Here is a 25,985-nt window from a genome sequence, read left to right on the forward strand (position 1 = left end):
CTGATGTTCTGGTGCTGGTCCGGAGGGGTGGCGCGGGTCAGGCCCCGCTGCTCACCACGGTGCCGATCTTCTCACCCCGCACGATCCTCAGGATCGCACCCTCGTCCTCCGCGCCGAAGACGACGAGGGGCATGTCGTTCTCCATGCACAGCGCGAACGCCGTGGCGTCGGCGATCCGGAGGCCCTGGCGCAGGGCGTCGGAGAAGGTGAGGGTGTCGTAGCGGGTCGCCGTCGGGTCCTTCTTGGGGTCGGCGGAGTAGACGCCGTCGACGCCCTGCTTGGCCATCAGGACGACGTCGCAGTGGGTCTCCAGGGCGCGCTGCGCGGCGACCGTGTCGGTGGAGAAGAACGGCATGCCGGCACCGGCGCCGAAGATCACGACGCGTCCCTTCTCCATGTGCCGGATGGCCCGGCGCGGGATGTAGGGCTCGGCGACCTGGCCCATCTGGATGGCGGTCTGCACGCGGGTCTCGACCCCACCCTTCTCCAGGAAGTCCTGGAGGGCCAGGCAGTTCATCACCGTGCCGAGCATGCCCATGTAGTCGGCCCGGGAGCGGTCCATGCCGCGCTGCTGCATCTCCGCGCCCCGGAAGAAGTTGCCGCCGCCCACGACGATGCTGACCTCGACGCCCTCCCGGACGACGGCGGTCACCTCCCGCGCGATCTTCTGCACGACGTCGAGGTCGACCCCGACCGCACCACCGCCGAACACCTCTCCCGAGAGCTTGATGAGGACGCGGTTGTAGGCGGTCACGGGTGTTCCCTTCGACGACGGGCAGGTCGGGGCAAACCTACCGGTGGGTCACCCCTCCCGGCGAACGCGGACGCCCGTCCGCGCCCATGGGGGTGGGTACGACGACGGGGCCGGCACGACTCTCGTCGTACCGGCCCCGTCGGGGTGCCCCGACCGTGGTCGGAGCGGGTGGCGTGTCAGCCGATCAGGCGCCGACCTCGAAGCGCGCGAAGCGCTTCACGGTGGTGCCGGCCTCGTCGAGGACGGCCTTGACCGACTTCTTGTTCTCGGTCACCGACGGCTGGTCGAGGAGGGCGACCTCCTTGTAGAAGCCGTTGAGGCGACCCTCGGTGATCTTGGCGATGGCGGCCTCGGGCTTGCCCTCCTCGCGGGAGGTGGCCTCGGCGATCTCGCGCTCCTTGGCGACGACGTCCGCGGGGACCTCGTCACGGGAGAGGTACGTCGGGCGCATCGCGGCGATCTGCTTGGCGGCACCGTCGGCGCCGGCCTCGTTGCCGTCGAACTCCACCAGCACGCCGATGGCGGGCGGCAGGTCGGCGGAACGCTTGTGCATGTAGGCCACGGTCTCGCCGTCGAAGAACACGACGCGACCGAGCTCGATCTTCTCGCCGATCGTCATGGCCAGGTTGTCGACGACCTCGCCGACGGTCTTGTCACCGAGCGAGACGGCCTTGAGGGCCTCCGCGTCGCCGGCCTTGGCCTCGGCGGCCGCGTCGGCGATCTGCTGGGCGGTCGAGACGAACTCGTCGCCCTTGGCCACGAAGTCGGTCTCGCACTTGAGCTCGACCAGCGCGCCGCCGGAGCGGGCGACCAGACCGGCCGAGGCCTCGCGCTCGGCACCCCGCTCGGCCATCTTCTTGCCGAGCTTGATGCGGATGAGCTCGGCGGCCTTGTCGAAGTCGCCGTCGGCCTCGGTGAGGGCCTTCTTGCAGTCCATCATGCCGGCGCCGGTGAGCTCGCGGAGCTTCTTGACGTCAGCGGCGGAGATGTTCGCCATGTTCCTTCTTCCTCGAAGTCGAGAGGTGGGTGGTGAGCCGGGAGGAGGTCAGTCCTTGTTCTCGGCGTTGACGAAGCCCGCGGCCTCGGCGGCCTCGGCGGTGCGGAACCACACGTCGGCGTTGGTGCGGTCGAACCAGGGGCTGGTGGACGCGTGGAACTTCTTGGAGTTCTCGTTGCCCTTGATCTCGAAGCCCTCGGGGGCCGAGCCGTCCTCGAGCGCGGCGGCGGAGTCGGCGCCGTACGGGGCGTCGGCCTTGTCGTCGGCCTTCTCGTCGACCTTGTCCTCGGTCTTGGCGTCAACCTTCTCGTCGGTCTTGGCCTCGGTCTTGGCCTCAGCCTTGTCCTCGGTCTTGTCCTCGGTCTTGGCCTCGGTCTTGGCCTCGGCGGCGGCGGGGGCCTCGGACGCGGCACCGGTGGCCTCGGCGGCCGGGGTGTCGTCGGTCTTGGCGTCGCCACCGGTCGCCTCGACGGCGGCCTTCTCGGCGTCACCGGCGAGGAGCTCGCGCTCCCACTCGGCCAGCGGCTCGGCGTCGGTCGACGCGGCGGCACCGGTCTTGGCGCCCGAGCGGGACATGAGGCCCTCGGCGACGGCGTCGGCGACCACGCGGGTCAGCAGGCCCACGGCGCGGATGGCGTCGTCGTTGCCCGGGATCGGGAAGTCGACGAGGTCGGGGTCGCAGTTGGAGTCGAGGATGCCGATGATCGGGATGCGCAGCTTGCGGGCCTCCTCGACGGCGAGGTGCTCCTTGTTGGTGTCGACGATCCACACGGCGGAGGGGACCTTGGTCATCTCGCGGATGCCGCCCAGGGTCTTCTCGAGCTTGGTGTGCTCCCGCTTCATCTGCAGGAGCTCCTTCTTCGTGCGACCCGAGCCGGCGACGGTGTCGAAGTCGACGTCGTCGAGCTCCTTGAGGCGGTTGATCCGCTGGTGCACGGTCTGGAAGTTGGTGAGCATGCCGCCGAGCCAGCGCTGGTTGACGTAGGGCATCCCGACGCGCGTCGCCTGCTCGGCGATGGCCTCCTGGGCCTGCTTCTTGGTGCCGACGAACATCACGACACCGCCCTTGGCGACGGTCTCCTTGACGAAGGCGTAGGACCGGTCGATGTAGGCCAGCGACTGCTGCAGGTCGATGATGTAGATGCCGTTGCGCTCGGTCATGATGAAGCGCTTCATCTTGGGGTTCCAGCGACGGGTCTGGTGACCGAAGTGGACGCCGCTCTCGAGCAGCTGGCGCATGGTGACGACTGCCATGGTGTTCTCCTGTGTGATGGAGGCGCTCGCGTTGTGCCCGGCCTTCTGGCAGGCCGAGCCGGGAGCGGATCTCCGGTTGGTTTCAGTTGCTGCAACCGACGGGTGTCGGTTGCCCTGACGCTCGCGCGCGATCCGATCCGCGGTGGTGCTGCGGAACCGAGGATTCGCGCCCACGGGTGGCCGGCCTCCACGGAGAGAGCCCGTCGCGGTCTGCGAGCGTGCGAAGTCGGCCCGGGTGCATCTGGTGGTGACGGGCCGCTCTGCGAATCGTAGGCCACGTCCCGGGCGGCGGGCCAATCGAGGTGGCGCCGGTCCCCGCACCGTCCACAGGGGCGGTCGGCAGGTCGCTCCTCCACAGTACGACGCAGGGTCGCCGCCGCCCCAGGCCCCGGACCGCACGCTGGCTCGATGACCGCGCCGAACCGTCACCCTCCCGCCCGCCGCCCGTGGTGGTGCCCGGCCCGTCCTGGGTGGTGGCGACCGGTGGCGTCCGCCGTCGCGACGGTCGTCCTGCTCGTGATCCCATCCCCCGCCCACGGCGACGAGCCCCTGCCTGTCGGCACCTGGCCGCTGGACCCGAGGCCCGAGGTGGTGGCGACGTTCGACCCGCCCGAGGACCCGTGGGGCGCCGGGCACCGGGGCGTCGACCTCGCCGGGAGGATCGGGCAGCCGGTGCGCGCGGCCCTGCCGGGCACGGTGGCCTTCGCGGGGAGGATCGCCGGCAGGCCGGTGGTGAGCGTCTCCCACGGTGACACGCGGACGACGTACGAACCGGTGGTCGCCTCGGTCGAGGTCGGCACGGCGGTGGCGGCCGGTGACGTCGTCGGCGTCCTGGAGCTGCCGGGCAGCCACTGCTTCCCGCGGGCCTGCCTGCACTGGGGGTGGCGGCGCGGGGAGACCTACCTCGACCCGCTCGACCTCGTCGGTGGGGGGCCGGTGCGGTTGCTGCCGCTGTGGCGTGACGCCCCGGTGGCGACCGGCGGCTGGCGGCCACCCGTGCACCCGTACGCCGCCTGGGCACCCTGGTCCACCACGCGACCGAGTCCCGTGGCACCGGCGCCGCTCCCGCTCCCCGTCCCTCCCCCGGGAGGACGGACCGCCGGCTACCTTCCGTGAGGCGGAGATCCCCGCCCGCGCTCCGCTAGGCGCGGGGGTGCGCCTGGCGGTACGCCGCACGGAGCCGGTCGGTGGTGACGTGCGTGTAGAGCTGGGTGGTGGCCAGGGAGGCGTGCCCGAGCAGCTCCTGGACCGAACGAAGGTCGGCGCCGCCCTCGAGCAGGTGCGTGGCGGCGGTGTGCCGCAGGCCGTGGGGGCCGATGTCGGGGGCGCCGGGCACGTCCGCGATGCGGCGGTGCACGAGGTCGCGGACCACCCGCTGGTCGATGCGCCGCCCCCGGGCACCGAGGAAGACGGCCGCGCCGGCACCCTCGGACCGCAGCGCCGGCCGGCCGAGCTCGAGCCAGAACTTCAGGGCTCGGGCGGCCGGCCGTCCGTAGGGGACCGAGCGCTCCTTGCGGCCCTTGCCGAAGACTCGCACCACCTGGCGGTCGTCGTCGAGGTCGTCGATGTCGAGGCCGACCAGCTCCCCCACGCGAATGCCGGTGGCGTAGAGCAGCTCCAGCATCGCGACGTCCCGCAGGCCGACGGGGCTGCCGTCGTCGGCGAGCACCGCCGCCGAGCGGATGAGGTCCGCCGCCTCGTCGGCGCGGAGCACCGGCGGCAGGGTCTTGTGCTGCTTGGGCGAGCCCAGCGAGGCACCCGCGTCGGTCGGGGCGCGTCCCGTGCGCTGGAGCCAGGCGGTGAAGACCCGGGCCGCGGTCGCCCGCCGGGCGAGGGTCGTCCGCGACTTGCCGAGGCTCTGCTGCTTGGCCAGCCACGAGCGCAGCGCCCGCAGGTCGAGGTCCGCGACGTCGTGGAAGCCGAGCCGGTGGGCGTGCTCGAGCAGCGAGGAGACGTCACCGAGGTAGGCACGGACCGTGTGCGCGGACAGGTCGCGCTCGGAGACGAGGTGGCGCTCGTAGTCGCCCAGGAGTCGCACGAACGCCTCCGGGAGCCCCTCGGGCTCGGCGACGTCGGCCTGCTCACTCACCCACCGATCGTAGGTCCGGGACCGGGTCCTGCCCGTGAGGCTCGTCGCGCGCCAGCCGCCAGCCGCTTTCCGTGCGGCGCACCCAGCCGGAAGACGCGAGCCGCTCCAGCGCACCCTGCACGTGCTGCAGGGCCACGCCGGCGGCGACCGCGATGCTGTCGGCACCGGCCGGGCGGCCCACCGGGACCGCGTCCAGCACCCGCCGGTCGCGCACGTCGAGCCGGTCCCGCGGCCTGGTGGGAGCGCGGCGTACGTCGACGAGGTGCTCCCCCGCTGCCCCCACCAGCTCGAGGACGTCGGCGCCGTCGGTGACGAGGTGCATCGCACCCTTGCGCACCTGCTCGTGCACCCCTTGGGACGTCACGCTGGTGACCGGGCCCGGCACCCCCATCACGACGCGGTTGAGGAGCACGGCCCAGCGCGATGAGCTGAGCGCCCCGCTGCGCAGGGCGGCCTCCACCACGACGGTGCCTGTCGACAGGGCGGCGATGAGCCGGTTGCGACCGAGGAAGCGCGACCTCAGTGGGGCGCTCCCGGGCGGGACCTCCGAGACGACCAGGCCGGTCGCGCCGATGTGGTCGAGGAGGGCACGGTGGGCCGTGGGGTAGGCGCGCTCGGGACCGCAGGCCAGCACCGCCACCGTGGTGCCCCCGGCCGCGAGCGCCCCGCGGTGGGCCGCCTGGTCGATGCCGGCGGCCGCCCCCGAGATCACCACCATCCCCGCCCGGGCGACGGAGGCGGAGAGATCGGCGGCGACACGCTCGCCGTAGGTCGTCGCGGATCGCGAGCCGACGACGGCGACCATCGGTGCGAGCGCGTCGAGCCGGCGCGGACCACGGAGCCAGAGCCCGACGGGCAGACCACCCAACCCGGACTGGTGGGCCTCGGGCCGCGCGAGGTCGTCCAGCGTCGCCGGCCACTCGGCGTCCCCCGGGGCGACGAACCGGACACCGAGGCGCTCGGCCCGCTCCAGCTCCAGCACGGGGTCGACGGACCCGAGCCGCTGCGCGAGATCACGCTGGGCGTCGTCCAGGGCGTGCTGGGCGAGCAGCCCGTCGAGGACGGCCGCGGGACCGAGGTCGCGCACCAGGCCGCACAGCCGCGGGTCCCCCGGCTCCCCGATCCGGCTCAGCACCACGCGGGCCAGCCGGTCCGGCAGGGTGCTCATCCGGCCTGCCTGATGTCGTCGGCGGACAGCGGCGCCGCGGTGCGCAGGTCGAGGGCCAGCCGCGCCTCCCCGACGCCGGGACGCTCGACGCCGCGCAGGTCGGCGACCGTCCACGCGAGCCGTTGGACGCGCGTGACCCCGCGTCGGGTCAGCGAGCCGACCCGTAGGCGGTCGTCGAGCAGGCGCTGTCCGGACAGCTCGAGCGGCCACTCGCGCGCCAGCACGGGCCCGGGCACCGCGCCGTTGAGCTGCCACGAGCGCCCGTCGTAGCGCCTGGCCTGGGCGGTCCGCGCGCGTTCGACCCGGGCGCGCACCGTGGCGGAGTCCACCCGGGGGGCGAACGCGTCGTGGCCCGCGTCGGCGCTCACCGGCTCCACGTCGCGCCAGATGTCGATGCGGTCCACGATCGGGCCCACGAGCTTGCGTCGGTAGGCGTTGCGCGCCGGCTCGAGGCAGGTGCAGGCGGTGTCGACCGAGCCGCTGTAGTTGCCGCACGGGCACGGATTGGCGGCCAGCACCACCATCGAGCGGGCGGGGAAGGTCGCCGTCGCGTCACCCCGGGCGAGGGTGATCTCACCGCTCTCGAGGGGCTGGCGCAACGCGTCGATCACGTCGGCCCGGAAGAGTGGGAACTCGTCGAGGAAGAGCACGCCGTGGTGGGCACGGCTGATGCCGCCCGGGCGGACCCGGCCGGTGCCACCGCCGACGACGCTGGCCTTGCTGGCGTCGTGGTGCGGAGCGAAGTAGGGCGGGCGGTGCACCAGGCCGTCGCCGTCGCGGAGCAGCCCCGCCAGGGAGTGCAGCGCGGTCACCTCCAGGGCCTGGTCGGTGGTGAGGTCGGGCAGGATCGTGGGCAGCCGCTCGGCGAGGCTGGTCTTGCCGGCCCCGCGGGGGCCGTTGAGCATCAGGTGGTGCCCGCCCGCGGCCGCCACCTCGAGCGCGTACTTGGCGTCCTCCATCCCGTCGAGGTCGTCGAGGTCGAGCAGCTCCGCCGCCCCGCGACCGGCCGGCAGCAGCGAGGTGCGCACCGGCGGGGCCACGGGCGCCGCGTCGGGCACCTCCTCCCCGCGGAGCTCGGCCACGACCTGGGCCAGCGAGCGCATCCCGAAGACCTCCATGCCCGGGACCATGGCCGCCTCCCTCGCCTGGGACTCGGGCACGAACACCCGGCGGATGCCCCGGGCGGACGCCGCGATGACCATGGGCAGCACCCCGGCCACCGGGCGCAGGCTCCCCGACAGCGACAGCTCGCCGATGAAGACCGTGCCGAGCAGGGCCGACGCCGGGACCGCGTCGCACGCCGCCCGCACCCCCACCGCGATGGCGAGGTCGAAGTGGGTGCCGCTCTTGGGCAGGTCGGCGGGGGCCAGCAGGATCGTGACCCGGAAGGTCGCCGGCCAGGTGTCCTTCGGACCCTGCGCGGAGTTGTTGATGGCCATCCGCACGCGGTCACGGGCCTCGTGCAGCGAGGCGTCCGGCCGGCCCACCACGAAGGTGCCCACCGTGCCCTGGGAGACGGCGACCTGGACGTCGATGAGGTGCCCCTCCGCGCCCACGAGCGCGATCGAGCAGGCGGTCGCGACGTGCATCACGTGAGCCCCCGGACGTGGTCGATCTCGACCGCGCCGCGGCGTGGGGACAGGACGCACACCATGTCGAGGCGGACGTCGAGGGGGCGCACGTGGTGCGCCTGCAGCCACCGTGCGGCCAGGGAGCGCATGCGAGCCACCTTGCGTGGCGTCACCGCCTCGTGCGGCGTGCCGAAGGCCGTCGAGGTGCGCGTCTTGACCTCGCACACCACGAGGGTCGACCCGTCCCGCAGCACCAGGTCGATCTCGCCGATGTCGCAGCGCCAGTTGCGGTCGAGCACGGTCAGGCCCTGCCGGGACAGGTGCTGGGCGGCGAGCTCCTCGCCGTACGCGCCGAGGCGCTGCCTGCTGGTCTGCCGCGCGCCGGGCGCGGGCGTGGGTCGTGGGGCTGTGGTCATGGCGGCCTCCTTCGTGGAGACCAGCACAGCGGAGCGCGCGGACACCCGGCGGCGGAGCCGCCGCCCCTGTGGAGAGGGGCGACCCGGCCGCAGGCTGGGGACGGCAGACGGCTCGCGACGAACCGGTTCTGGCGACCCAGGGGCCGAGCCGGGCGCTCAGCCCTTGGGCGGGTCGATCTCCTGGGGAGCGAGCTCCTCGACGTTGACGTCCTTGAACGTCAGCACCTTGACGTTCTTAGCGAACCGGGCCGGCCGGTACATGTCCCACACCCAGGCGTCGGCCATCGAGACCTCGAAGAACACGTCGCCGTTCTCGGTGCGGGCCTTCACGTCGACCTGGTTGCAGAGGTAGAAGCGGCGGTCGGTCTCCACGACGTACTTGAAGATCGAGACGACGTCGCGGTACTCCCGGTAGAGGGTGAGCTCCATCTCGGTCTCGTACTTCTCGAGGTCCTCCGCGCTCATGCGTCCTCCTCCGTCTCTGCTCCGGTCCCGGCGTCCAGGTCGACCCTAGTGCCCGGCTCCACGGCGGGCTCCAGCCCCGCCGCGCGGCGCACGTTGACGAACCGCATGCGGTGCACCGGCGAGGGTCCGTGCTCGGTCAGGGCGGCGGTGTGGACGTCGGTGATGTAGCCCTTGTGGGTCTTGAAGTCGTACGCCGGGTGCTCGGCGTCCATCGCGACCATGAGGCGGTCCCGGGTCACCTTGGCCAGCACCGAGGCGGCCGCGATGCAGGCCGCGACCCGGTCGCCCTTCCAGACCGCCAGGCCGGGCACCTCGAGGCCGTCGACCGGGAAGCCGTCGGTGAGCACGTAGGAGGGGCGGGTCTCCAGGAGGGCGACCGCGCGCCGCAGTGCCTCGACGTTGGCGACGTGCATCCCGAGCCGGTCGCACTCCTCGTTGTCGATGACCACCACGGACCAGGCGACGGCCCGGCGCACGACCTGGGCGTACACCCGCTCGCGGGCGGCCTCGGTCAGCAGCTTGGAGTCGGCCAACCCCGGCACGATGCCCGCCCTGCCGGCCGGGAGGATGCAGGCGCCGGCCACCAGCGGTCCGGCGCAGGCGCCGCGCCCGGCCTCGTCGACCCCGGCGATGGGGTCGATGCCGGCGCGGCGCAGGGCGCGCTCGTAGCCGTAGAGCCCGGCGTCACGGCGTACGGCGGGCCCGCTGGGCAGGTGCGGCACGGCGTCCACGGTGCTGTCCGTCCAGGCGCTCACTGCGCGTCGGGCACGTCCTCGAACGTGTCCGGGCGGGTGACCCACTCGAAGCGGTCGCGCGGCCAGAGCAGCACGAAGACCTTGCCGACGACCAGGTCGACGGGGACGAACTCGGGTCCGGGGACGCAGTCGGTCTCCTTCTCCACGTTGCACATCCGCATGCTGGAGTCGGCCGAGTGGGCGCGGTTGTCGCCCATCACGAAGACGTGACCCTCGGGGACGGGCTCGGAGGTCCAGTCCTTCGAGCACTGGTTGACCATCGGTCCCGCGCACTCCACGGACTTGTCCTGCTGGACGTAGCCGGACTCGTCGAGGGGATGCCCGTTGACCATCAGGCGGCCCTGGGCGTCGCAGCAGCTGATCACGTCGCCCGCGACGCCGATCACCCGCTTCACCAGGTGCCCGCCGGTGGGGTAGAGCCCGATCTTGGCCATCACCTTCGGGACGGCGCCCGTCGGCCCCGCGGCCTCGGAGGGCGGCAGCCAGCCGCCCGGGTCCTTGAACACGACCACGTCGCCGCGCTGGGGGGTCCCGCCGCCCCAGTAGGAGACCTTCTGCACGAGGATCCGGTCGTTGCGGACCAGACCGGGCTCCATCGACTCCGAGGGGATGTAGAACGCCTGGAGGAAGAGCGCCTTGATGACGATCGCAAGCACCAGCGCGACGCCGAGGAGCAGGATCGTCTCCTGCCACAACGGGAGCTGGCGGCGGCCCTTGCGGCCCGTCCCGGCCTGCGACGAGCCCTGGACGGACGACGACCGCGGCTCCTCCTCGCCCATGTCGGTCGGGGTGGAGCCGCGGTCGGGTGAAGTCACTCGCAGAGACTAACCAGAGGTTGGCTGATCTCCTGCGTCCGCACTGCGGAGCGGAGCACTCAGCTCTCGCGGCGCTCCTTGATCTTCGCCTTCTTGCCGCGCAGGTTGCGCAGGTAGTAGAGCTTGGCGCGACGCACGTCACCGCGGGTGACGACCTCGATGGTCTCGAAGATCGGGGAGTGCAGGGGGAAGGTGCGCTCGACGCCGACACCGAACGAGATCTTGCGGACGGTGAACGTGCGACCGACGCCCGAGCCGTGGACGCGGATGACGACGCCCTGGAAGATCTGGACGCGCGAGCGGCTGCCCTCGACGACCTTCACGTGGACCTTGATGGTGTCGCCGGCGCGGAAGTCGGGGACGTCGCTGCGCAGCGTGTCGCTGACGAGCTCATTGAGAACGTTGGTCATGCTTGCTCCTCACGAGTGCCACAGGCCAACCGCGGAATCGGATGGTTGATCGGATGGTCGCGCCGTGCTGGCCGGCGGCGTCGCGCACCCCCTGTGGCAGGTGTTCGTCGCGGATCCCCCGGGTGCGTGCGTCGGGGCGATCGTTTGGCCGGCGAGACCAAGGGACGAGTTTGCCAGAGGATCGAGCCGTCCGGGAAATCGGGTCGACTACGGGCGACGCTTGGTCAGGACCACCGCACCGGGCGGCGCCTCAAGGTCCGGGCGCAGGCGGTAGCCGGCCTTCTTGTACATCCGCAGGTTGGCCGTGCTGCGGGCACCGGTGAAGAGGAGGTACGTCGTCGCCTCCGGGGGCGCCGCCGCCTCGGCGTGCTCCAGCAGGAGCCGGCCCAGCCCCTGGCCCTGGAGGTCCGGCGCGACCATGAGCCGGCCGATGTCCCAGCCGCCACGGCTGGTCAGCCGGGCCCGGACGGAGCCGACCAGCCGGCCGGCGCGGCGTACGACCCAGGTCCGGTGCTCCGCGAGACCGGCCACCACGTCGTCCAGCGACTCGGTGAGGGCCGGTATCACGACTCCCGGGTTGGCCTCGAGCTCCTGGAGCCAGCAGGCGCGCTGCAGGGTGTAGAGCTCCCCCGCGTCGGCGACCGTGGCCGCCGAGACCTCCTCGGCCCCCGGCACGGACGACGGCGCCACCAGGTCGGGTCGGCGCTCGGCGGTGCGGCGTACGGCCTGCTCGCGACGCCACGCCGCGATCCGGCCGTGGTCCCCGGACAGCAGCACCTCGGGGACCTCGCGGCCGCGCCAGGCGGCCGGCTTGGTGTAGACGGGGTACTCCAGCAGGCCGTCCTCGTGCGACTCCTCCACGAGCGACTCGGCGTTGCCCATGAACCCCGGGACGAGCCGCACGACGGCCTCGGTGATCGCGAGCGCCGCGACCTCTCCCCCGTTGAGCACGTAGTCGCCCAGGGATATCTCGCGGACCTCGCCGAGGGTGGCGGCGTGCTCGATCACGCGCTGGTCGATGCCCTCGTAGCGACCGCACGCGAAGACCAGGTGCTCGCGGGTCGACAGCTCGCGCGCCAGCGCCTGGGTGAAGGGCTGGCCGCTGGGCGTGGTGAAGACGATGGTGGGCCGGTCGGTGGCGACCTCGTCGAGGGCCTCCCCCCACGGTCCGGGCTTCATCACCATCCCGGCGCCGCCGCCGTACGGCGTGTCGTCGACGGTGTGGTGCCGGTCGGTGGTCCATGACCGCAGGTCGTGGACGTGGAGGTCGAGCAGGCCCTTGTCGCGCGCCTTGCCGGGCAGGCTCAGCGACAGCGGCGCGAGGTAGTCGGGGAAGATGGTGAGGACGTCGATCCTCACTGCGCCGCCTCGTCCTCGCCGGCCCCGCCCTCGCCGGTGCCGTCCTCGTCCGGGTACGGCGCGACCAGGCCGGGGCGGTCGGCGATCACGACCCGCCCGCCGGGCACGTCCACCTCGGGGACCAGCGCGGCCACGAAGGGCACCAGCGTGTCGCGGCCGTCGGGGGTGCGGATCGTCAGCAGGTCCTGCGCCGACCCGTGCTGGACGGCGGTCAGCTCACCGAGGTGCGTCCCGTCGAGGTCGTAGGCCGCGAGGCCGACCAGCTGGTGGTCGTAGTACTCGTCGGGGTCCTCCGGCACCTCGTCGGCGGAGATCCTGGTGTGCAGCACGATGCCGCGAGCGGCCTCGGCGGCGTTGCGATCGCCGATCTCCTCGAAGGTCGCCAGCAGGACGTTCTGGTGCCACTTGGCGCGCACCACGGTCAACGCTCGCAGCGGGCTGTGCGACCCCTGCGGCGGCTGGGCGCGCAGCGTCGTACCGGGGGCGAAGCGTCGCTGGGGCTCGTCGGTGCGTACGTCGATCGTGACGTCGCCGCGGATGCCGTGCGGCTTGCCGATGCGACCCACGACGAGCTCGATGTCTTCCACGGCGTCAGGGTATCGGGGGCTGCAGGAAACACTCGGAGCACCCTGAGAAGGCCCAGGAAATGCAGGAGGCGCCCCTCCCCGAGGGGAGGAGCGCCTGCCAGTGCGTTGCCAGTGCGTTGCTCAGCGTCGGCGGTCGACGTCCACGAAGTCGATCCGCGCGCCGTCGCGACCCGCGAGGGCCGAGACCACGGTGCGGAACGCCGTGGCGGTGCGGCCGTTGCGGCCGATCACCTTGCCGAGGTCGTCGGGGTGCACCCGGACCTCGAGGATCGACCCGCGACGCAGCTGCTTGTCGCGCACCGAGACGTCGTCGGGGTTGTCGACGACACCACGGACCAGGTGCTCGAGCGCCTCGGCGAGCATGGCGCTCAGGCCTCGCTCTTGCCGGCGTCCTCGGCCGTGACGGTCTCGGCCGCCTCAGCCTGCTCCGCGGCACCCTCGGGGGTCTCGGAGGCGGGGACCTCGGCGGGAGCGGCGGCCTCGGCCTTGGGCTCCTCGACCTTGTCGGCCTTGTCGGCCTTCTTCTTGGAGGTCGTCGCGGCGCCCTTGGGCTCCTTGGCGGCCTCCTTGAGGGCCTCGTTGAAGATCTCGAGCTTGTCGCGCTTGGGCTCCTTGACCTTCAAGGTGCCCTCGGCGCCCGGCTCGCCCTTGAACTTCTGCATGTCGCCGGTGACCTTCAGGATCGCGGCCACGGCGTCGCTGGGCTGCGCGCCCACACCGAGCCAGTACTGCGCCCGCTCGGAGACGACCTCGATGTACGAGGGGTCCTCCTTGGGGTGGTACTTGCCGATCTCCTCGATCACTCGACCGTCGCGCTTCTTGCGCGAGTCGACGACGACGATGCGGTACTGCGGCACCCGGATCTTGCCCAGGCGCTTCAAACGGATCTTGACGGCCACGTCTGTGGTGTCTCCTTGCGAGTGGAAGGTGGTGAGGAGCCCGCAGACCAGGTGGGGACCGGGTCGGACTTCCTCGGGGGGCGCACCGACGACCGGGATAGAGGGTCCGTCCGCTGGCGCGACTCAGCGAGACATTGTGCCAGAGCAGGGGTACGTCGCCCAATCCGGCTGCGGAGGGCCCGCACTCACCCCTCGGTGTCGAGCCCGATGGAGCGGCGGAACGCCTCCACCCCCTCCACCTGCAGGGTGTGCGGGCCCCGCCGGAAGGCCTCCGGCGTCAGCAGCAGCTGGGTCATGTCCGCCCGCTCGCCGCGCCGGCTGTAGCGGACCGTGCCGTTGGCGACGTACCCGACCTTGGCGCTGACCGTGAGCGACGCCGGGTTGTCGGTGAAGGCCCCCGAGGTGATCTCGGTGAACCCGACGTGGTCGAAGAGGAACGCGCACATCACCTGGCGCATCGCGGTGCCGAGCCCGCGCCCCTGGTGCTGGCGACCGAGCCACGACCCGGTCTCCCCCGTCCGCGTCGCCAGGAAGTCCTTGGTGCCGACACCCTGCACGCCGACCACCTCGCCCCGGTGCAGCACCGCCAGGTTGAGGTCCCACCCGGCCGGCGAGAAGTCGGCACGGCAGCGCCAGTGGTACTGCGCGAAGCTGCGCTGGAAGTCCTCGGGCGCCGTGTCGGTCCAGGGGAAGGAGAACGGCATCCGTGCCGGGTCGTGGACCCCGCGGGCGGCCAGGGCGCCCAGCTCCGCGACAAGGTCGTCGGTGACGCCGCGCAGCTCGACGTCGCCGGCCACCACGCGGAGGCCGAGGGCGGGCAGGGCGTCGGCGACGGTGCTCATGGCGTCATCCCACACGCCACACGGGCACCACGGCAAATGCCTTTCAGGCTGCGCGTCCGGCCACGACGCGGCCGCGCAGCACGACGTACGACGGCTCGTGCAGCACCGTGAGGTCGTCCAGCGGGTCGCGCGGGTAGACCACGAAGTCCGCCGGCGCGCCCTCGGCGAGCGTCGGGTTCCACCCGAGCCACTCGCGGGCGCGCCACGAGGCGGCGCCCAGCGCGTAGTCGGCCGGCAGGCCCAGCCCGGCCATCGCGACCACCTCGCCGGCGATGTTGCCGTGCCGGCTCACTCCCCCGCCGTCGGAGCCGGCGTAGAGCGCCACGCCGAGCTCGTACGCCGCCATGATCGTGGCGCGCTGGCGGGCGTGCAGGTCGGTCATGTGGTCGGCGTAGCGCGGGAACTTGTCGCGCCCGGCGTCGGCGTACTGCGGGAACTTGTCGATCTGCATGACGGTCGGCACCAGGGCGATCCCCCGCTCGGCCATCGTCTGCGCCAGCTCCGTGGACAGGCCGGTGCCGTGCTCGATGCAGTCGATGCCCGCCTCGACCAGCCCGGGCAGCACCTGCTCGCCGAAGCAGTGCGCGGTGACCTTGGCGCCGTGCTCGTGGGCGGTGGCGATGGCGGCGGCGAAGTCGTCGGCGGCGAAGCTGGGGGCCAGGTCGCCCGCGTCGCGCGAGATCCAGTCGCCCACCAGCTTGACCCAGCCGTCCCCGGCGCGCGCCTCGCGGGCGACGGTCTCGACCAGGGACTCCGGCTCCACCTCGTGGGCGTAGTTGCGGATGTAGCGGCGGGTGCGCGCGATGTGGCGCCCGGCCCGGATCAGCCGCGGCAAGTCCTCGCGGTCATGGACCCAGGACGTGTCGGCCGCCGAGCCGCAGTCGCGGATGAGCAGGGCCCCGGCGTCGCGGTCCTCGACGGCCTGGGCCTCCGCCTCGGGCCGCCCCACGGCGCCGTGGTCGTCGAGGCCGATGTGGCAGTGCGCGTCGACCAGCCCCGGCACGATCCAGCCCCGGGCCTCGGTGGTCGCACCGGGCTGCGGCTCGTAGGTGATCGTGTCGCCGACGACGTAGAGGTCGCGCGCCTCCCCGTCGGGCAGGACCGGTCCCGTGAAGCGCAGCGCAGTCATGGCCCAGACCGTAGCGGCCCGCCGCTGGGTCCGCTCAGCCGATCTGGTCGAGCAACCAGGACGGGCTCATCGCCCGGGCACCCAGGCCCTCGCAGCGCCCCCGCAGCACGTGGTCGGCGCTGATGAGGACCACCGTGTCGCCCTTGTCCCGGCAGCGGGCCACCTCGGCGATGATCGTGGAGTCGCCGTCCCTGGGCGCGTGCACGGTGAGGACGTGCTGGTCCCGTCCGGGGCGCACACCGGCCTTGGCGCCACCCTCCAGCACCAGCACGATGTCGTCGTACGACGTGTCCCCCACCAGCAGCCGCTCGTGCAGCCGCCGGGCGGCGCCGGCGCGGTCCTTCCACCAGCCGTCGGGCACGGAGCCGACGACGTTGGCGGCGTCGACGACCAGGACCGACCGGGGAGACCGGGGTCGGCTCACTTCAGGAACTTGGAGAAGTCCTGGGGCAGGTCGAGCGCGGCAGCGGCCTTCTCGTAGTCGACGTCCTCGCCGCTGCCGAACGGGTTGGCCGGGCGCTCGGAGGCCGCGGCCTTCTGCGCCGCCGCCTGCTGGGCGGCCTTGGCGGGGTTGCCCGAGGTGCGCTTGCCCTTGGCCTTCTTGGGCTGCGGCTTGGTCTTGCCGCGCTTGCCGGCACCGGGCAGCCCCGGCATCCCGGGCATGCCCGGCATCCCCGGCATCCCCGGCATCCCTCCGCCGCGAGCCATCTGCTCCATCATCTTGCGCGCCTCGAAGAAGCGGTCGACGAGCTGGTTGACGTCGGAGACCTGGCGTCCGGAGCCGCGGGCGATGCGGGCCCGACGGGAGCCGTCGATGATCTTGGGGTTGTCGCGCTCGGCGGGCGTCATCGACTGGATGATCGCCTGGATGCGGTCGATCTCGCGCTCGTCGAAGTTCTCGAGCTGGTCGCGGAACTGCCCCATCCCGGGCAGCATCCCCATGATCTTCGACATCGAGCCGAGCTTGCGGATCTGCTGCATCTGCTGGAGGAAGTCCTCCAGCGTGAAGCCTCCCTTGGTGCCGAGCTTCTCGGCGGCCTTGAGCGCCTCCTCCTGGTCGAAGGCCTTCTCGGCCTGCTCGATCAGGGTGAGCATGTCGCCCATGTCGAGGATGCGCGAGGCCATCCGGTCGGGGTGGAAGAGGTCGAAGTCGGTCATCTTCTCGCCGGCGGAGGCGAACATGACCGGCTTGCCGGTGATCGAGGCGATGGAGAGCGCGGCACCACCGCGGGCGTCGCCGTCGAGCTTGGTCAGGACCACGCCGTCGTACCCGACGCCGTCGAGGAACATCTGCGCGGTGGTCACCGCGTCCTGGCCGATCATGGCGTCCACGACGAAGAGCACCTCGTCGGGCTGGACGGCGTCGCGGATGTCGGCGGCCTGGCGCATCAGCTCGGCGTCGACGCCGAGGCGACCGGCCGTGTCGATGATGACGACGTCGTGGACCTTGCGCTTCGCCTCCTCGACCGACGCGCGGGCGACGGCGACCGGGTCGCCGACGCCGTTGCCGGCCTCGGGGGCGAAGACGGGTACGCCGACCCGCTCGCCGTTGACCTGGAGCTGCTGGACGGCGTTGGGGCGCTGGAGGTCGGCGGCGACGAGGATCGGGGTCTTGCCCTGCTCCTTGAGCCACAGCGCGAGCTTGGCGGCCAGCGTCGTCTTGCCGGCCCCCTGGAGGCCGGCGAGCATGATCACCGTCGGGCCGGTCTTGGCGTAGCGCAGCCGGCGGGTCTCGCCACCGAGGATCGAGACGAGCTCGTCGTTGACGATCTTGACGACCTGCTGGGCCGGGTTGAGGGCCCCGCTGACCTCCTCGCCGCGGGCGCGGTCCTTGACCGCGGCCACGAACTCCTTCACCACCGGCAGGGCGACGTCGGCCTCGAGCAGCGCGATGCGGATCTCGCGCGCGGTGGCGTCGATGTCGGCCTCGGACAGCTTGCCCTTGCCGCGGAGGTTCTTGAAGGTGTCGGCGAGCCGGTCGGAGAGAGTGGCGAACACGGTGGGAGATCCCCTGAGATCGGAGGCGGAATCGGTGGGTGTCGAACGAGGGCCCAGCCTAACGGTCGCCCCCCGCGCCCGGGTCGTCGGCGACGTCGCCCCCGCGCGGCTGGGCCATGATGTGCGCGTGTCCCGCTCCTTCCTCGACCTGCTGTACGACGAGGCGGCCCGCTCGCACTTCGACGAGCTGCTCGCCTCGGCCACCGCGGGCGCTGCCGGCGACGAGGAGCGGGAGCGGCTGCGGAGCGACTACGACGTGGCCCTGCGGCTGCGCGACCTCATCTCGCGCCAGCGCTCCCGCGAGGCGGAGCTCTCCGCGCTCTACGAGACCGCGAGCGACCTGACGGCCATCCGCGACGTCGACGCCATCCTGGCCGCCATCGTGCGCCGCGCACGTCAGCTCCTCAACGCCGACATGACCTACCTGTCGCTCAACGACGAGCTCGACGGGGCGTCGTACATGAAGGTGACCGACGGAGCGCTGACCCCGGAGTTCCGACGGCTGCGGCTCCCCCTGGGCACCGGGCTGCTCGGGCTGGTCGCCCAGACCGGGGCGCCGTACTTCACCGAGGACTACCAGGCGGACGAGCGCTTCGTGCACCGCACCTACATCGACGAGGCCGTCGACGGCGAGCGGATCCGCGCGATCCTGGGCGTGCCGCTGGTGCTCGACGGGCGGGTGATCGGCGCGCTGCTGGCCGTGCACCGGACGGTGCGCAAGTTCCCGGCGTCGGAGGTCTCCTTGCTGACGTCCTTCGCGGCCCACGCGTCGGTGGCCCTGGAGAACGCCCGGCTCTTCGCCGAGCTGGACGCCGCCAACCGCAACCTCACCGAGCACACCCGGGCGGTGGAGGCCGCCGCGACCGCGCACGACCGACTGACCGACCTGCTGCTGCACGGCGGCGGCACCGCCGAGATCGCCCTGGTCCTCGGCGACCTGCTGGACGGGCGCGTCGCCGTGCTCGACCCGTCGGGCGAACGGGTGGCCGGCGACCCCGACCTGGCCACCTGGCCCGACGCGATCGCCGAGTCGGTGGCCTCCGGCCACTGCGTGCCCACGCCGCAGGGCTACGTCGCGGCGGCCCTGGCCGGGAGCGAGCACGTCTCGACCGTGGTGCTCGAGGGACCGCCCCTGCGCAGCGCCGAGCAGCGCACCCTCGAGCGCGGCGCCCTCGTCACCGCGCTGGTGGTGCTGCTGGCGCGCAGCGTGGCCGAGGCCGAGGAGCGCATCGGCGGCGAGCTGCTGCGCGACCTGCTCTCCCCCACGCCGTACGACGCGGCGCTGGTGCGCGAGCGCGCGCGCCGGCACGGCGCCCAGCTCGACGCGCCGCTGGTCGTGGCGGTCGCCGGCCCCGCCGACGGCGCCCGCCAGGCCACCGCCCGGGCGGCGTCACGGCTGGCCGAGGGGCTGCACGGCGTGGCCGGCGAGCACGACGGCGCCGTGGTGCTCGTGGTTCCACACACCGACGCCCGGCACGTGGGCCACCAGCTCGCCGCGGCCGTCGAGCGAGCCGGCGCGTCCGCCACGGTCGGGGTGGCCGGACCGGCTCCGACGCCCCAGGTGTCGGCGACCTACGCCGAGGCGCTCGGCTGCCTCGAGACCCTGCTGACCCTCGGCCGGGTCGGCGAGGTCACCGACCCCGCCGGGCTCGGCGTGGCCCGGCTGCTGCTCGGCGGCAACGGACCCGCGCAGCTGGCCGAGTTCGTGGAGCGGGAGCTGGGTCCGGTGTCGGCCTACGACGAGCAGCGGGGCACCAGCCTGGTGGACACCCTCGATGCCTGGTTCGCGAGCGGGGGCAGCCTCAAGGACACCGCCGCGACCCTGCACGTGCACCCCAACACGGTCACCCAGCGGCTGGACCGGGTGACCGGCCTGCTGGGCGAGGCCTGGCGCGCGCCGGAGCGTGCGCTGGACCTCCAGCTCGCGCTCCGGGTGGCTCGCCTGCAGGCGTGAAGTAGCCCCCGAACACACTCACCGGACCGAGTTGTGTCGCCGCCAGACATGTGCCGGCCGTCACACGGCGCCCTAGCCTCGGGGCCATGTCCACGACCACCCCTGTGCTCTCCCCCGGGCCGACGCCGCTCGAGGGCCGCCGCGCGCTGGTCACCGGAGGCGCCAGCGGCATCGGTGCCGCCGTCGCCGGCCACCTCGCCGGCCTCGGTGCCCACGTCACCGTCCTCGACCGGGACGAGACCGCCGCCAAGGAGGTCGCCTCGGCCCTCGGCGGCGACGCCCTCGGTCTCGACCTCACCAACTCCGACGCCATCGACGCTGCCGCCCTCGACGCCGACATCCTCGTCAACAACGCCGGCGTCCAGCACGTCGCGCCGATCGAGGAGTTCGACCCCGAGCAGTTCCGGCTCATCCAGCGGCTCATGCTCGAGGCCCCGTTCCTGCTCGCCCGCCGGCTGCTGCCGGGCATGTACGAGCGCGGGTGGGGCCGGATCGTCCACGTCTCGAGCGTCCACGGCCATCGCGCCTCGCCGTACAAGGCGGCCTACGTCAGCGCCAAGCACGGCCTCGAGGGGCTGTCCAAGGTGATCGCGCTCGAGGCCGCCGGCAAGGGCGTCACGAGCAACACGGTGTGCCCGGGCTACGTCCGCACACCCCTGGTGGAGGGCCAGGTCGCCGACCAGGCCAAGGCCCACGGCATCGACGAGTCGGAGGTCCTCGACACCGTCCTGCTCGCCCGCACGCCGGTACGCCGCCTCGTCGAGCCCGACGAGGTCGCGCGCGCCGTCGCCGGCTTCTGCCTCCCCGGGAGCGACTCCATGACCGGGTCCTCCCTCCTCATCGACGGCGGCTGGACCGCCGCCTGAGCACGCCCCCCGCGTATCGCCCCGAGTGATCGCCCGTGAAAGGAACACCAGCACATGACATCCCCCGTCACCCACCCCACCGAAGCGGAGCAGGGACCCGGCGACACCAACATCGTCAAGGTCGTCTTCGCGTCCCTGATCGGCACGGCCGTCGAGTGGTACGACTTCTTCCTCTACGGATCGGCCGCGGCGCTCGTCTTCGGCACCCTGTTCTTCCCCGACAGCGAGCCGGCCATGGCCACGCTGCTGGCGTTCGGCACCTACGCGCTGGGCTTCGTGGCCCGTCCGCTCGGCGGGATCGTCTTCGGCCACTTCGGTGACCGGGTCGGCCGCAAGAAGATGCTCGTCACCTCCCTGCTCCTCATGGGCCTGGCGACCTTCGCGATCGGCCTGCTCCCGACGTACGCCAGCATCGGGATCGGCGCCCCGATCCTGCTCCTGGTGTGCCGCCTGGTCCAGGGCTTCGCGGTCGGCGGCGAGTGGGGCGGCGCGGTGCTGATGGCCGCCGAGCACGGCGAGGACTCGCGACGCGGGTTCTGGTCGTCGTGGCCGCAGGCCGGCGTGGCGCTGGGCAACCTGTTCGCCACCGGCGTGCTGTGGATCCTCGCGGCCGTCCAGTCCGACGACGCGTTCAACGCGTGGGGCTGGCGCATCCCGTTCCTCCTCAGCGCGGTCCTCGTGATCATCGGCCTGTGGGTGCGCCTCTCCATCGAGGAGTCGCCGGTCTTCAAGGAGAACCAGACCGAGCTCTCCACCTCCGAGAAGCAGCACGTCCCGCTCTTCGAGGTCATCAAGAAGTACCCCCGCGAGGTCCTCGTCGCCATGGGCATGCGGATGGCGGAGAACATCTCCTACTACCTGTTCACGGTCATCTCGATCACCTTCCTGACGACGTACGTCGGCACCACCGGCGACAAGGGCATCATCCTCAAGGCGCTGCTCATCGGTGCCGTCGTGCACTTCGTGACCATCCCGCTCATCGGGGCGCTCAGCGACAAGGTCGGACGACGTCCGCTCTACATCGCCGGTGCCATCGGCGTCGCGGCCTGGTCGTGGATCTTCTTCGACCTGATCGCCAGCAAGTCCGAGTCCAAGATCCTGCTCGCCGTGGTCGTCGGCCTGGTCCTGCACGCGCTGATGTACTCCCCGCAGGCGGCGTTCTTCTCCGAGCTCTTCGGCACCTCGGTGCGCTACACCGGCGCCTCGGTGGGCTACCAGCTGGCCTCGATCTTCGCCGGCGCGCTGGCCCCGATCATCGCCATCGAGCTGCTCGGCCCGGCCACCAACGGGGCGGCGAACGTCGACAGCGTCGCGATCTACATGACGATCGCCTCGGTGATCACGCTGGTCGCGGTGTTCTTCGCCAAGGAGACGGCCCGCACGTCCCTGCGTCACGACCGGGTGCTCGACGAGGCCCGGAAGTGACCTCCGCGCAGCGGTAGCACTCCCCACGGACGCCCTGCTCGGCCACGCGCCGAGCAGGGCGTCCGTGGCGTCTCACCGTGCCGGCTCGGCCACGGTTCCGAGGAGCGCGCCGCGGACGGCGTGGGCGGCCTCGGCGGCCCGCTCGTCCGAGAGCCGGCCGGCCCCCTGCTCCTGCAGGTAGAACACGTCGACGGCCTGCGGTCCCACCGTGGACACGTGCGCGGAGCGCACCGAGATGTCGCGGGCGGCCAGGGCCGCGCACACGAGGTGCACCACCCCTGGGCGGTCGTCCATCCGCACCTCGAGCACGGTGGCGCGCCGCGACTCGCCGTACCGCACCACGACGACCGGCTCGAGCCGGCTGGGTGCCGGCCGGGACAGCCGCGCCGAGGCGTCGAGGCGTCCCTCGCCGATCGCGACCAGGCGCTCGCGCAGCACGGCCGGGTCCAGGTCGGGGTCGGCGACCTCCCACACCGAGACGCCCACCGGCCCGGCGCCGGCGTCGCCGGTGGGGTCGGGGTCCTGGGCCCAGGCCCGCGCGGAGCGCACGGACACCCGCTGCAGCGCCAGCACCGCGGCCGCGTCGGCGAGCAGGCCGATCCGGTCCGGGGCCAGGACCGTCACCCGGGCGCCCCCCTCGTCGGGCTCGACGCCCACCCAGGCCCCGCCGCGGCGTACGACGTCGGGCACGGCCACGGGCTGCTCGACCTCGGGAAGGGTGTCCCCACCGGCGGCCCGGGCCAGCGCGTGGGTGGCCAGCCGGGTGACGAGCCCGGCCCGCCACGTCGACCACGCCTTCGCCGACGCGGCGCGCCCGTCGGCCTCGGTCAGGGCCAGCAGCAGCGTCAGCGCCTCCGACGACGGGACCTTGTCGAGCAGCGCGTCGACGGTGGCGGGGTCGTCGGGGTCGCGCGAGGTGGCGGTCTCGGACAGCAGCAGGTGCCAGCGCACGAGCAGGGCGACGAGGTCCACGGCCTCGACGTCGAAGCCCATCCGCCGGGCGACCTCGCGGGCGATCGGCTCCCCGGCCACCGAGTGCTCGGTGAGGCCGCCCTTGCCGATGTCGTGCAGCAGCGCGGCGACCAGCAGGACGTCGGGGCGCGCGACGCTGCGGATGAGCCGGGAGGCCTCCACGCAGGTCTCCACCACGTGCCGGTCGACGGTGAAGCGGTGGATCGCCGAGGCGTGCGGCAGCAGCCGGATCCGCTCCCACTCCGGCAGGAAGCCGGCGAGCGCGCCGGTCTCCTCGAGGGTCTCCCAGACCCCGAGCAGGCCCTCGCCCGACGCGAGCAGGCTCACGAGCGCGTCGCGGGCCTCGGCGGGCCACGGGACCGGGAGCGGTGCGCACTCGCGCACCAGCCGCGCGGCGGTCGCCGGGGCCAGCACGACGTCGCGCTCGGCCGCCTCCGCCGCCGCCCGCAGCAGCAGGACCGGGTCGCGGTCGGGACGGGCGCGGGCGTCGAGCACCACCTCGCCGCGGGAGAGCGCGACGCCGGGCGCGATCGGCTCCAGGGCGGGACGACGGGCCTGGCGCACCGACGTGGGCCTGGCCAGCACCGAGTCCACGCGGCGCCAGGTGAGGCGCGACAGGTGGGTGACCCGTCGACCGATCTCGCGCACGTGGCGCTGGGCCGCGGCCGCGTCCTCCAGCTCCATGCTGGTGGCGAGCACGTCCCACAGCTCGGGGGCCACCCGGTCGGTGGGACGCCGCGTCTCGGCGTGCAGCAGGTCGCGGAAGTCGAGCAGCGCCTGCCGGGACCGCTCGAGCTCCGGGCCGGACACGTCCACGAGCCAGGTGGTCTCGAGGGCCTTGAGGACGGTGGCGTCCCGCAGCCCGCCCTCGGCCTCCTTGACGTCGGGCACCGAGACGTGGGCGAGCTCGCCGACGACCTGGTGGCGCTTGTCGACCAGTGCGCGCAGCTCGGGGAGCCGGTCGCGTGCCTCGCGCCGCCACGCGGCCAGCATCGTCGTCCGCAACCGCAGCGTGAGGTTGGGGTCGCCGGCCAGGTGGCGTACGTCGAGCAGCCCCAGCGCCACCTTGAGGTCCTCCTCGGCCGCCGCCACCATCTGCGGCAGCGAGCGCACCGAGTGGTCGAGGCGGGAGCCGGAGTCCCACAGCGGGTACCAGACCTGCTCGGCCACGCTGCCGGCGTCGACGTCCGCGTCGTGCACGAGCACCACGTCCAGGTCGGAGTGGGGGGCGAGCTCGCCGCGGCCGTAGCCGCCGACCGCGACGAGGGCGACGCCGACGTCCGGGCCGTCGCACGCGTCGTACGCCGCGCGGCACAGCTGGTCGGCGGCCTCGGTCCGGGCGGCTCTCTCAGGGGCAGTCATCGTGGCTCCGATCCTCCCCGGGGGTCGCCCGGGTACGCCACTGGCCCGCCGGGACGAGTCCCGACGGGCCAGTGAGGGGTCCGCTCAGAGGGCAGCTTCGTCGGTGTCCCCGGTGCGGACCCGCACGACGGTCTCGACCGGGCTGACCCAGACCTTCCCGTCGCCGATCCGGCCGGTCTGCGCCGTCTTGACGACGATGCCGACCACGTCCTCGGCGTCCGCGTCGTCGACGACGATCTCGATCCGGATCTTGGGGACGAGCGCGATGTCGTACTCGGCCCCGCGGTATACCTCGGTGTGGCCCTTCTGGCGGCCGTAGCCGCTGACCTCCGAGACGGTCATGCCGGTGACCCCGAAGGTCTCCAGCGCCTCGCGGACGTCCTCCCACTTGTGGGGCTTGATGACTGCGGTCACGAGCTTCATGCGTTGGCTCCTTCGGTGCGCGAGGTGCTGGCAGTGGCAGTGCTCCCGGCCAGGATGCCGGTGCCACCGCCGCTGCTGCCGCTGTGCAGGTCGTAGGCGGACTCGCCGTGGGCGGCGAGGTCGATGCCGTTGACCTCGTCCTCCTCGTCGAGGCGCAGCCCGATCGTGTACTTGATGGCCAGGCCGATGACCGCGGTCAGCACGCCCGAGAACACGACGGCCACCAGGACTCCGAGGGTCTGGTCGCCCAGCGAGCCCCAGCCGCCACCGTAGAGCAGGCCGTCGATGCCGCCGGCCCCTGCCGAGGTGGAGAACACGCCGATCAGCACGGTGCCGATGACGCCGCCGACCAGGTGGACACCCACGACGTCGAGCGAGTCGTCGTACCCGAGCTTGTACTTCAGGCCGACCGCCCACGAGCACACGCCGCCGGCGATGACGCCGATGGCGACGGCGCCGCTGAGGTTGACCGCGCCCGCCGCCGGGGTGATGGCGACCAGGCCCGCCACGATGCCGGAGGCGGCACCGAGCGAGGTGGCCTTGCCGTGCAGCAGCCGCTCGACGAGCAGCCAGCCGAGGATCGCGGCGAGCGTGGCCAGGGTGGTGTTGGCGAAGGTGCGGCCGGTCTCGGAGTAGAACTGCGCGAGGAAGGCGTCGGGGTCCTCGTCGAAGGTGGTGCCGAAGACGATGGAGCCGACGTTGAAGCCGTACCAGCCCAGCCACAGCATGCCCGCGCCGAGCATGGTGAGGGTCAGGTTGTGCGGGCGCATCTGGTCCTTGGGCCAGCCGATGCGCTTGCCGAGCAGCAGGACCAGCACCAGGGCGGCGACACCGGCGTTGATGTGGACCGCGGTACCGCCGGCGTAGTCCTGGGCGCCGATGCGCCCGCAGATGAGCGAGTCGGGGGTGCAGCTGAAGACCATGTGGGCCATCGGGAAGTAGACGATGACCGCCCAGAGGGGGACGAACACCAGCCACGCCGAGAACTTGAGCCGGTCCGCGACGGCGCCGCTGATCAGCGCGACGGTGATAATCGCGAAGGTCATCTGGAACATCACGTAGATGTAGTTGTCGGTGGTGACACCGTCGAGCCAGAGCAGCTCGAACGGGTTGGCGAAGAACGTGCCGTCCCCGCCGAAGCCCATCGACCAGCCGATCGCGACGTACAGGATGCCGACGATGGCCGCCGCGATGAACGACATCATCATCATGTTGAGCACGGACTTGGATCGCGACATGCCGCCGTAGAACAGGGCCAGCGCGGGCACCGTCATCATCAGGACGAAGGCAGTCGCCACCAGCATGAAGGCGTAGTAGCCGTCCACAGAACCTCCAGGGAACGTTCGAGGGGGTGGCCCGCGTCGGCATGACGACGGTGTCACGCAGCGGTCCAACCTGTTGGCCTGAACCCTGCTCGGGCGAGGTTTCCTCGCCCGCCGCCTCGTGTTGCGGGCACGCAACGGATGTGCCCGTTG

26 protein-coding genes and 1 pseudogene are annotated in these 25,985 nt (G+C 72.6%); 4 read left to right on the forward strand and 23 right to left on the reverse strand.

The annotated features are described in order from the left end of the window. Nucleotides 1-37: 37 nt before the first annotated feature. From pyrH to rpsB, 3 genes are all read right to left on the reverse strand, one after another. Nucleotides 38-754: a UMP kinase gene (pyrH, locus tag ASG94_RS02775; protein WP_056924892.1), complete on the reverse strand. Its 717-nt coding sequence runs from the start codon at nt 752-754 to the stop codon at nt 38-40. A 184-nt stretch (nt 755-938) separates the two neighbouring features. Next, a complete protein-coding gene (tsf, locus tag ASG94_RS02780) occupies nt 939-1,751 on the reverse strand; it encodes a translation elongation factor Ts (RefSeq protein ID WP_056924893.1) in 813 nt (270 codons plus the stop codon). Between the two features lie 48 nt (nt 1,752-1,799). Then, nucleotides 1,800-3,005 carry a 30S ribosomal protein S2, sunset domain variant gene (rpsB, locus tag ASG94_RS02785; protein WP_082623887.1) on the reverse strand — a complete coding sequence of 402 codons (1,206 nt, stop codon included), beginning with the start codon at nt 3,003-3,005 and terminating at the stop codon, nt 1,800-1,802. Between the two features lie 483 nt (nt 3,006-3,488). On the opposite strand from rpsB, the gene ASG94_RS02790 reads away from it, so the two are divergent. Continuing rightward, nucleotides 3,489-4,121, forward strand: coding sequence for a M23 family metallopeptidase (locus ASG94_RS02790; RefSeq protein ID WP_235537103.1), 633 nt, complete (start codon nt 3,489-3,491; stop codon nt 4,119-4,121). A gap of 25 nt (nt 4,122-4,146) precedes the next feature. On the opposite strand, the gene ASG94_RS02795 is transcribed toward ASG94_RS02790, so the two are convergent. The 17 genes and pseudogenes from ASG94_RS02795 to ffh all read right to left on the reverse strand — a co-directional run bounded on the left by ASG94_RS02795 (nt 4,147) and on the right by ffh (nt 17,508). Next, on the reverse strand, nt 4,147-5,094 hold the full coding sequence (locus tag ASG94_RS02795; protein WP_082623889.1) for a tyrosine recombinase XerC: 948 nt from the start codon (nt 5,092-5,094) through the stop codon (nt 4,147-4,149). Beyond that, nucleotides 5,087-6,262, reverse strand: a complete 1,176-nt coding sequence (gene dprA / locus ASG94_RS02800; RefSeq protein WP_056924894.1) for a DNA-processing protein DprA — start codon at nt 6,260-6,262, stop codon at nt 5,087-5,089. The genes ASG94_RS02795 and dprA overlap by 8 nt, the downstream gene beginning before the upstream one ends. Further along, nucleotides 6,259-7,851, reverse strand: a complete 1,593-nt coding sequence (locus tag ASG94_RS02805; RefSeq protein ID WP_056924895.1) for a YifB family Mg chelatase-like AAA ATPase — start codon at nt 7,849-7,851, stop codon at nt 6,259-6,261. The genes dprA and ASG94_RS02805 overlap by 4 nt, the downstream gene beginning before the upstream one ends. Next, the gene (locus ASG94_RS02810) at nt 7,851-8,249 is read right to left on the reverse strand and encodes a YraN family protein (protein WP_056926247.1); all 399 of its coding nucleotides are present in this window, start codon (nt 8,247-8,249) and stop codon (nt 7,851-7,853) included. Before ASG94_RS02810 ends, ASG94_RS02805 begins: the two co-directional genes overlap by 1 nt. Before the next feature lie 156 nt (nt 8,250-8,405). Continuing rightward, complete coding sequence (locus ASG94_RS21575; protein ID WP_056885608.1) at nt 8,406-8,714, reverse strand: DUF2469 domain-containing protein; 309 nt, start codon at nt 8,712-8,714, stop codon at nt 8,406-8,408. Then, nucleotides 8,711-9,436 carry a ribonuclease HII gene (locus ASG94_RS02820; protein WP_056926248.1) on the reverse strand — a complete coding sequence of 242 codons (726 nt, stop codon included), beginning with the start codon at nt 9,434-9,436 and terminating at the stop codon, nt 8,711-8,713. The genes ASG94_RS21575 and ASG94_RS02820 overlap by 4 nt, the downstream gene beginning before the upstream one ends. Nucleotides 9,437-9,465: 29 nt before the next feature. Further along, entirely contained in the window at nt 9,466-10,284 is an 819-nt protein-coding gene (gene lepB / locus ASG94_RS02825; protein WP_056924896.1) for a signal peptidase I, read from the reverse strand. Between the two features lie 59 nt (nt 10,285-10,343). Beyond that, on the reverse strand, nt 10,344-10,694 hold the full coding sequence (gene rplS / locus ASG94_RS02830) for a 50S ribosomal protein L19 (protein ID WP_056924897.1): 351 nt from the start codon (nt 10,692-10,694) through the stop codon (nt 10,344-10,346). A gap of 207 nt (nt 10,695-10,901) precedes the next feature. Further along, a complete protein-coding gene (locus ASG94_RS22515; protein ID WP_268788589.1) occupies nt 10,902-11,384 on the reverse strand; it encodes a GNAT family N-acetyltransferase in 483 nt (160 codons plus the stop codon). Continuing rightward, nucleotides 11,385-12,053, reverse strand: a pseudogene (gene trmD / locus ASG94_RS22520) (tRNA (guanosine(37)-N1)-methyltransferase TrmD); the annotation flags it as partial. Further along, nucleotides 12,050-12,640 (reverse strand): ribosome maturation factor RimM, encoded by a 591-nt coding sequence (gene rimM / locus ASG94_RS02840; protein WP_200958005.1) that lies wholly within the window; start codon nt 12,638-12,640, stop codon nt 12,050-12,052. The gene rimM and the pseudogene trmD, both read right to left, overlap by 4 nt. 120 nt (nt 12,641-12,760) lie before the next feature. Beyond that, nucleotides 12,761-13,003: an RNA-binding protein gene (locus tag ASG94_RS02845; RefSeq protein ID WP_056924899.1), complete on the reverse strand. Its 243-nt coding sequence runs from the start codon at nt 13,001-13,003 to the stop codon at nt 12,761-12,763. 5 nt (nt 13,004-13,008) lie between these two features. Then, entirely contained in the window at nt 13,009-13,539 is a 531-nt protein-coding gene (gene rpsP, locus ASG94_RS02850) for a 30S ribosomal protein S16 (protein WP_056924900.1), read from the reverse strand. 185 nt (nt 13,540-13,724) lie between these two features. Continuing rightward, nucleotides 13,725-14,381, reverse strand: a complete 657-nt coding sequence (locus ASG94_RS02855; protein WP_056924901.1) for a GNAT family N-acetyltransferase — start codon at nt 14,379-14,381, stop codon at nt 13,725-13,727. A 43-nt stretch (nt 14,382-14,424) separates the two neighbouring features. Next, on the reverse strand, nt 14,425-15,510 hold the full coding sequence (locus ASG94_RS02860; protein WP_056924902.1) for an amidohydrolase family protein: 1,086 nt from the start codon (nt 15,508-15,510) through the stop codon (nt 14,425-14,427). A 34-nt stretch (nt 15,511-15,544) separates the two neighbouring features. Next, nucleotides 15,545-15,934 carry a hypothetical protein gene (locus ASG94_RS02865; protein WP_056924903.1) on the reverse strand — a complete coding sequence of 130 codons (390 nt, stop codon included), beginning with the start codon at nt 15,932-15,934 and terminating at the stop codon, nt 15,545-15,547. Further along, nucleotides 15,931-17,508, reverse strand: coding sequence for a signal recognition particle protein (gene ffh, locus ASG94_RS02870; RefSeq protein ID WP_056924904.1), 1,578 nt, complete (start codon nt 17,506-17,508; stop codon nt 15,931-15,933). The genes ASG94_RS02865 and ffh overlap by 4 nt, the downstream gene beginning before the upstream one ends. Nucleotides 17,509-17,635: 127 nt before the next feature. On the opposite strand from ffh, the gene ASG94_RS02875 reads away from it, so the two are divergent. The 3 genes from ASG94_RS02875 to ASG94_RS02885 all read left to right on the forward strand — a co-directional run bounded on the left by ASG94_RS02875 (nt 17,636) and on the right by ASG94_RS02885 (nt 21,753). Further along, nucleotides 17,636-19,462, forward strand: a complete 1,827-nt coding sequence (locus ASG94_RS02875) for a helix-turn-helix domain-containing protein (protein WP_082623890.1) — start codon at nt 17,636-17,638, stop codon at nt 19,460-19,462. Between the two features lie 86 nt (nt 19,463-19,548). After that, the gene (locus ASG94_RS02880) at nt 19,549-20,328 is read left to right on the forward strand and encodes a 3-hydroxybutyrate dehydrogenase (RefSeq protein ID WP_056924906.1); all 780 of its coding nucleotides are present in this window, start codon (nt 19,549-19,551) and stop codon (nt 20,326-20,328) included. Between the two features lie 54 nt (nt 20,329-20,382). After that, nucleotides 20,383-21,753, forward strand: coding sequence for an MFS transporter (locus ASG94_RS02885; RefSeq protein WP_056924907.1), 1,371 nt, complete (start codon nt 20,383-20,385; stop codon nt 21,751-21,753). Between the two features lie 72 nt (nt 21,754-21,825). Here ASG94_RS02885 and ASG94_RS02890 read toward each other — a convergent pair whose 3' ends face one another. From ASG94_RS02890 to ASG94_RS02900, 3 genes are all read right to left on the reverse strand, one after another. After that, on the reverse strand, nt 21,826-24,087 hold the full coding sequence (locus ASG94_RS02890; RefSeq protein ID WP_056924908.1) for a [protein-PII] uridylyltransferase: 2,262 nt from the start codon (nt 24,085-24,087) through the stop codon (nt 21,826-21,828). Nucleotides 24,088-24,171: 84 nt separating this feature from the next. After that, the gene (locus ASG94_RS02895; RefSeq protein WP_056924909.1) at nt 24,172-24,510 is read right to left on the reverse strand and encodes a P-II family nitrogen regulator; all 339 of its coding nucleotides are present in this window, start codon (nt 24,508-24,510) and stop codon (nt 24,172-24,174) included. Beyond that, on the reverse strand, nt 24,507-25,835 hold the full coding sequence (locus tag ASG94_RS02900; RefSeq protein ID WP_056924910.1) for an ammonium transporter: 1,329 nt from the start codon (nt 25,833-25,835) through the stop codon (nt 24,507-24,509). Before ASG94_RS02900 ends, ASG94_RS02895 begins: the two co-directional genes overlap by 4 nt. Nucleotides 25,836-25,985 lie beyond the last annotated feature (150 nt).

The organism is Nocardioides sp. Soil805, from assembly GCF_001429625.1.
In the GTDB taxonomy this organism is placed as follows: Bacteria; Actinomycetota; Actinomycetes; order Propionibacteriales; family Nocardioidaceae; genus Nocardioides.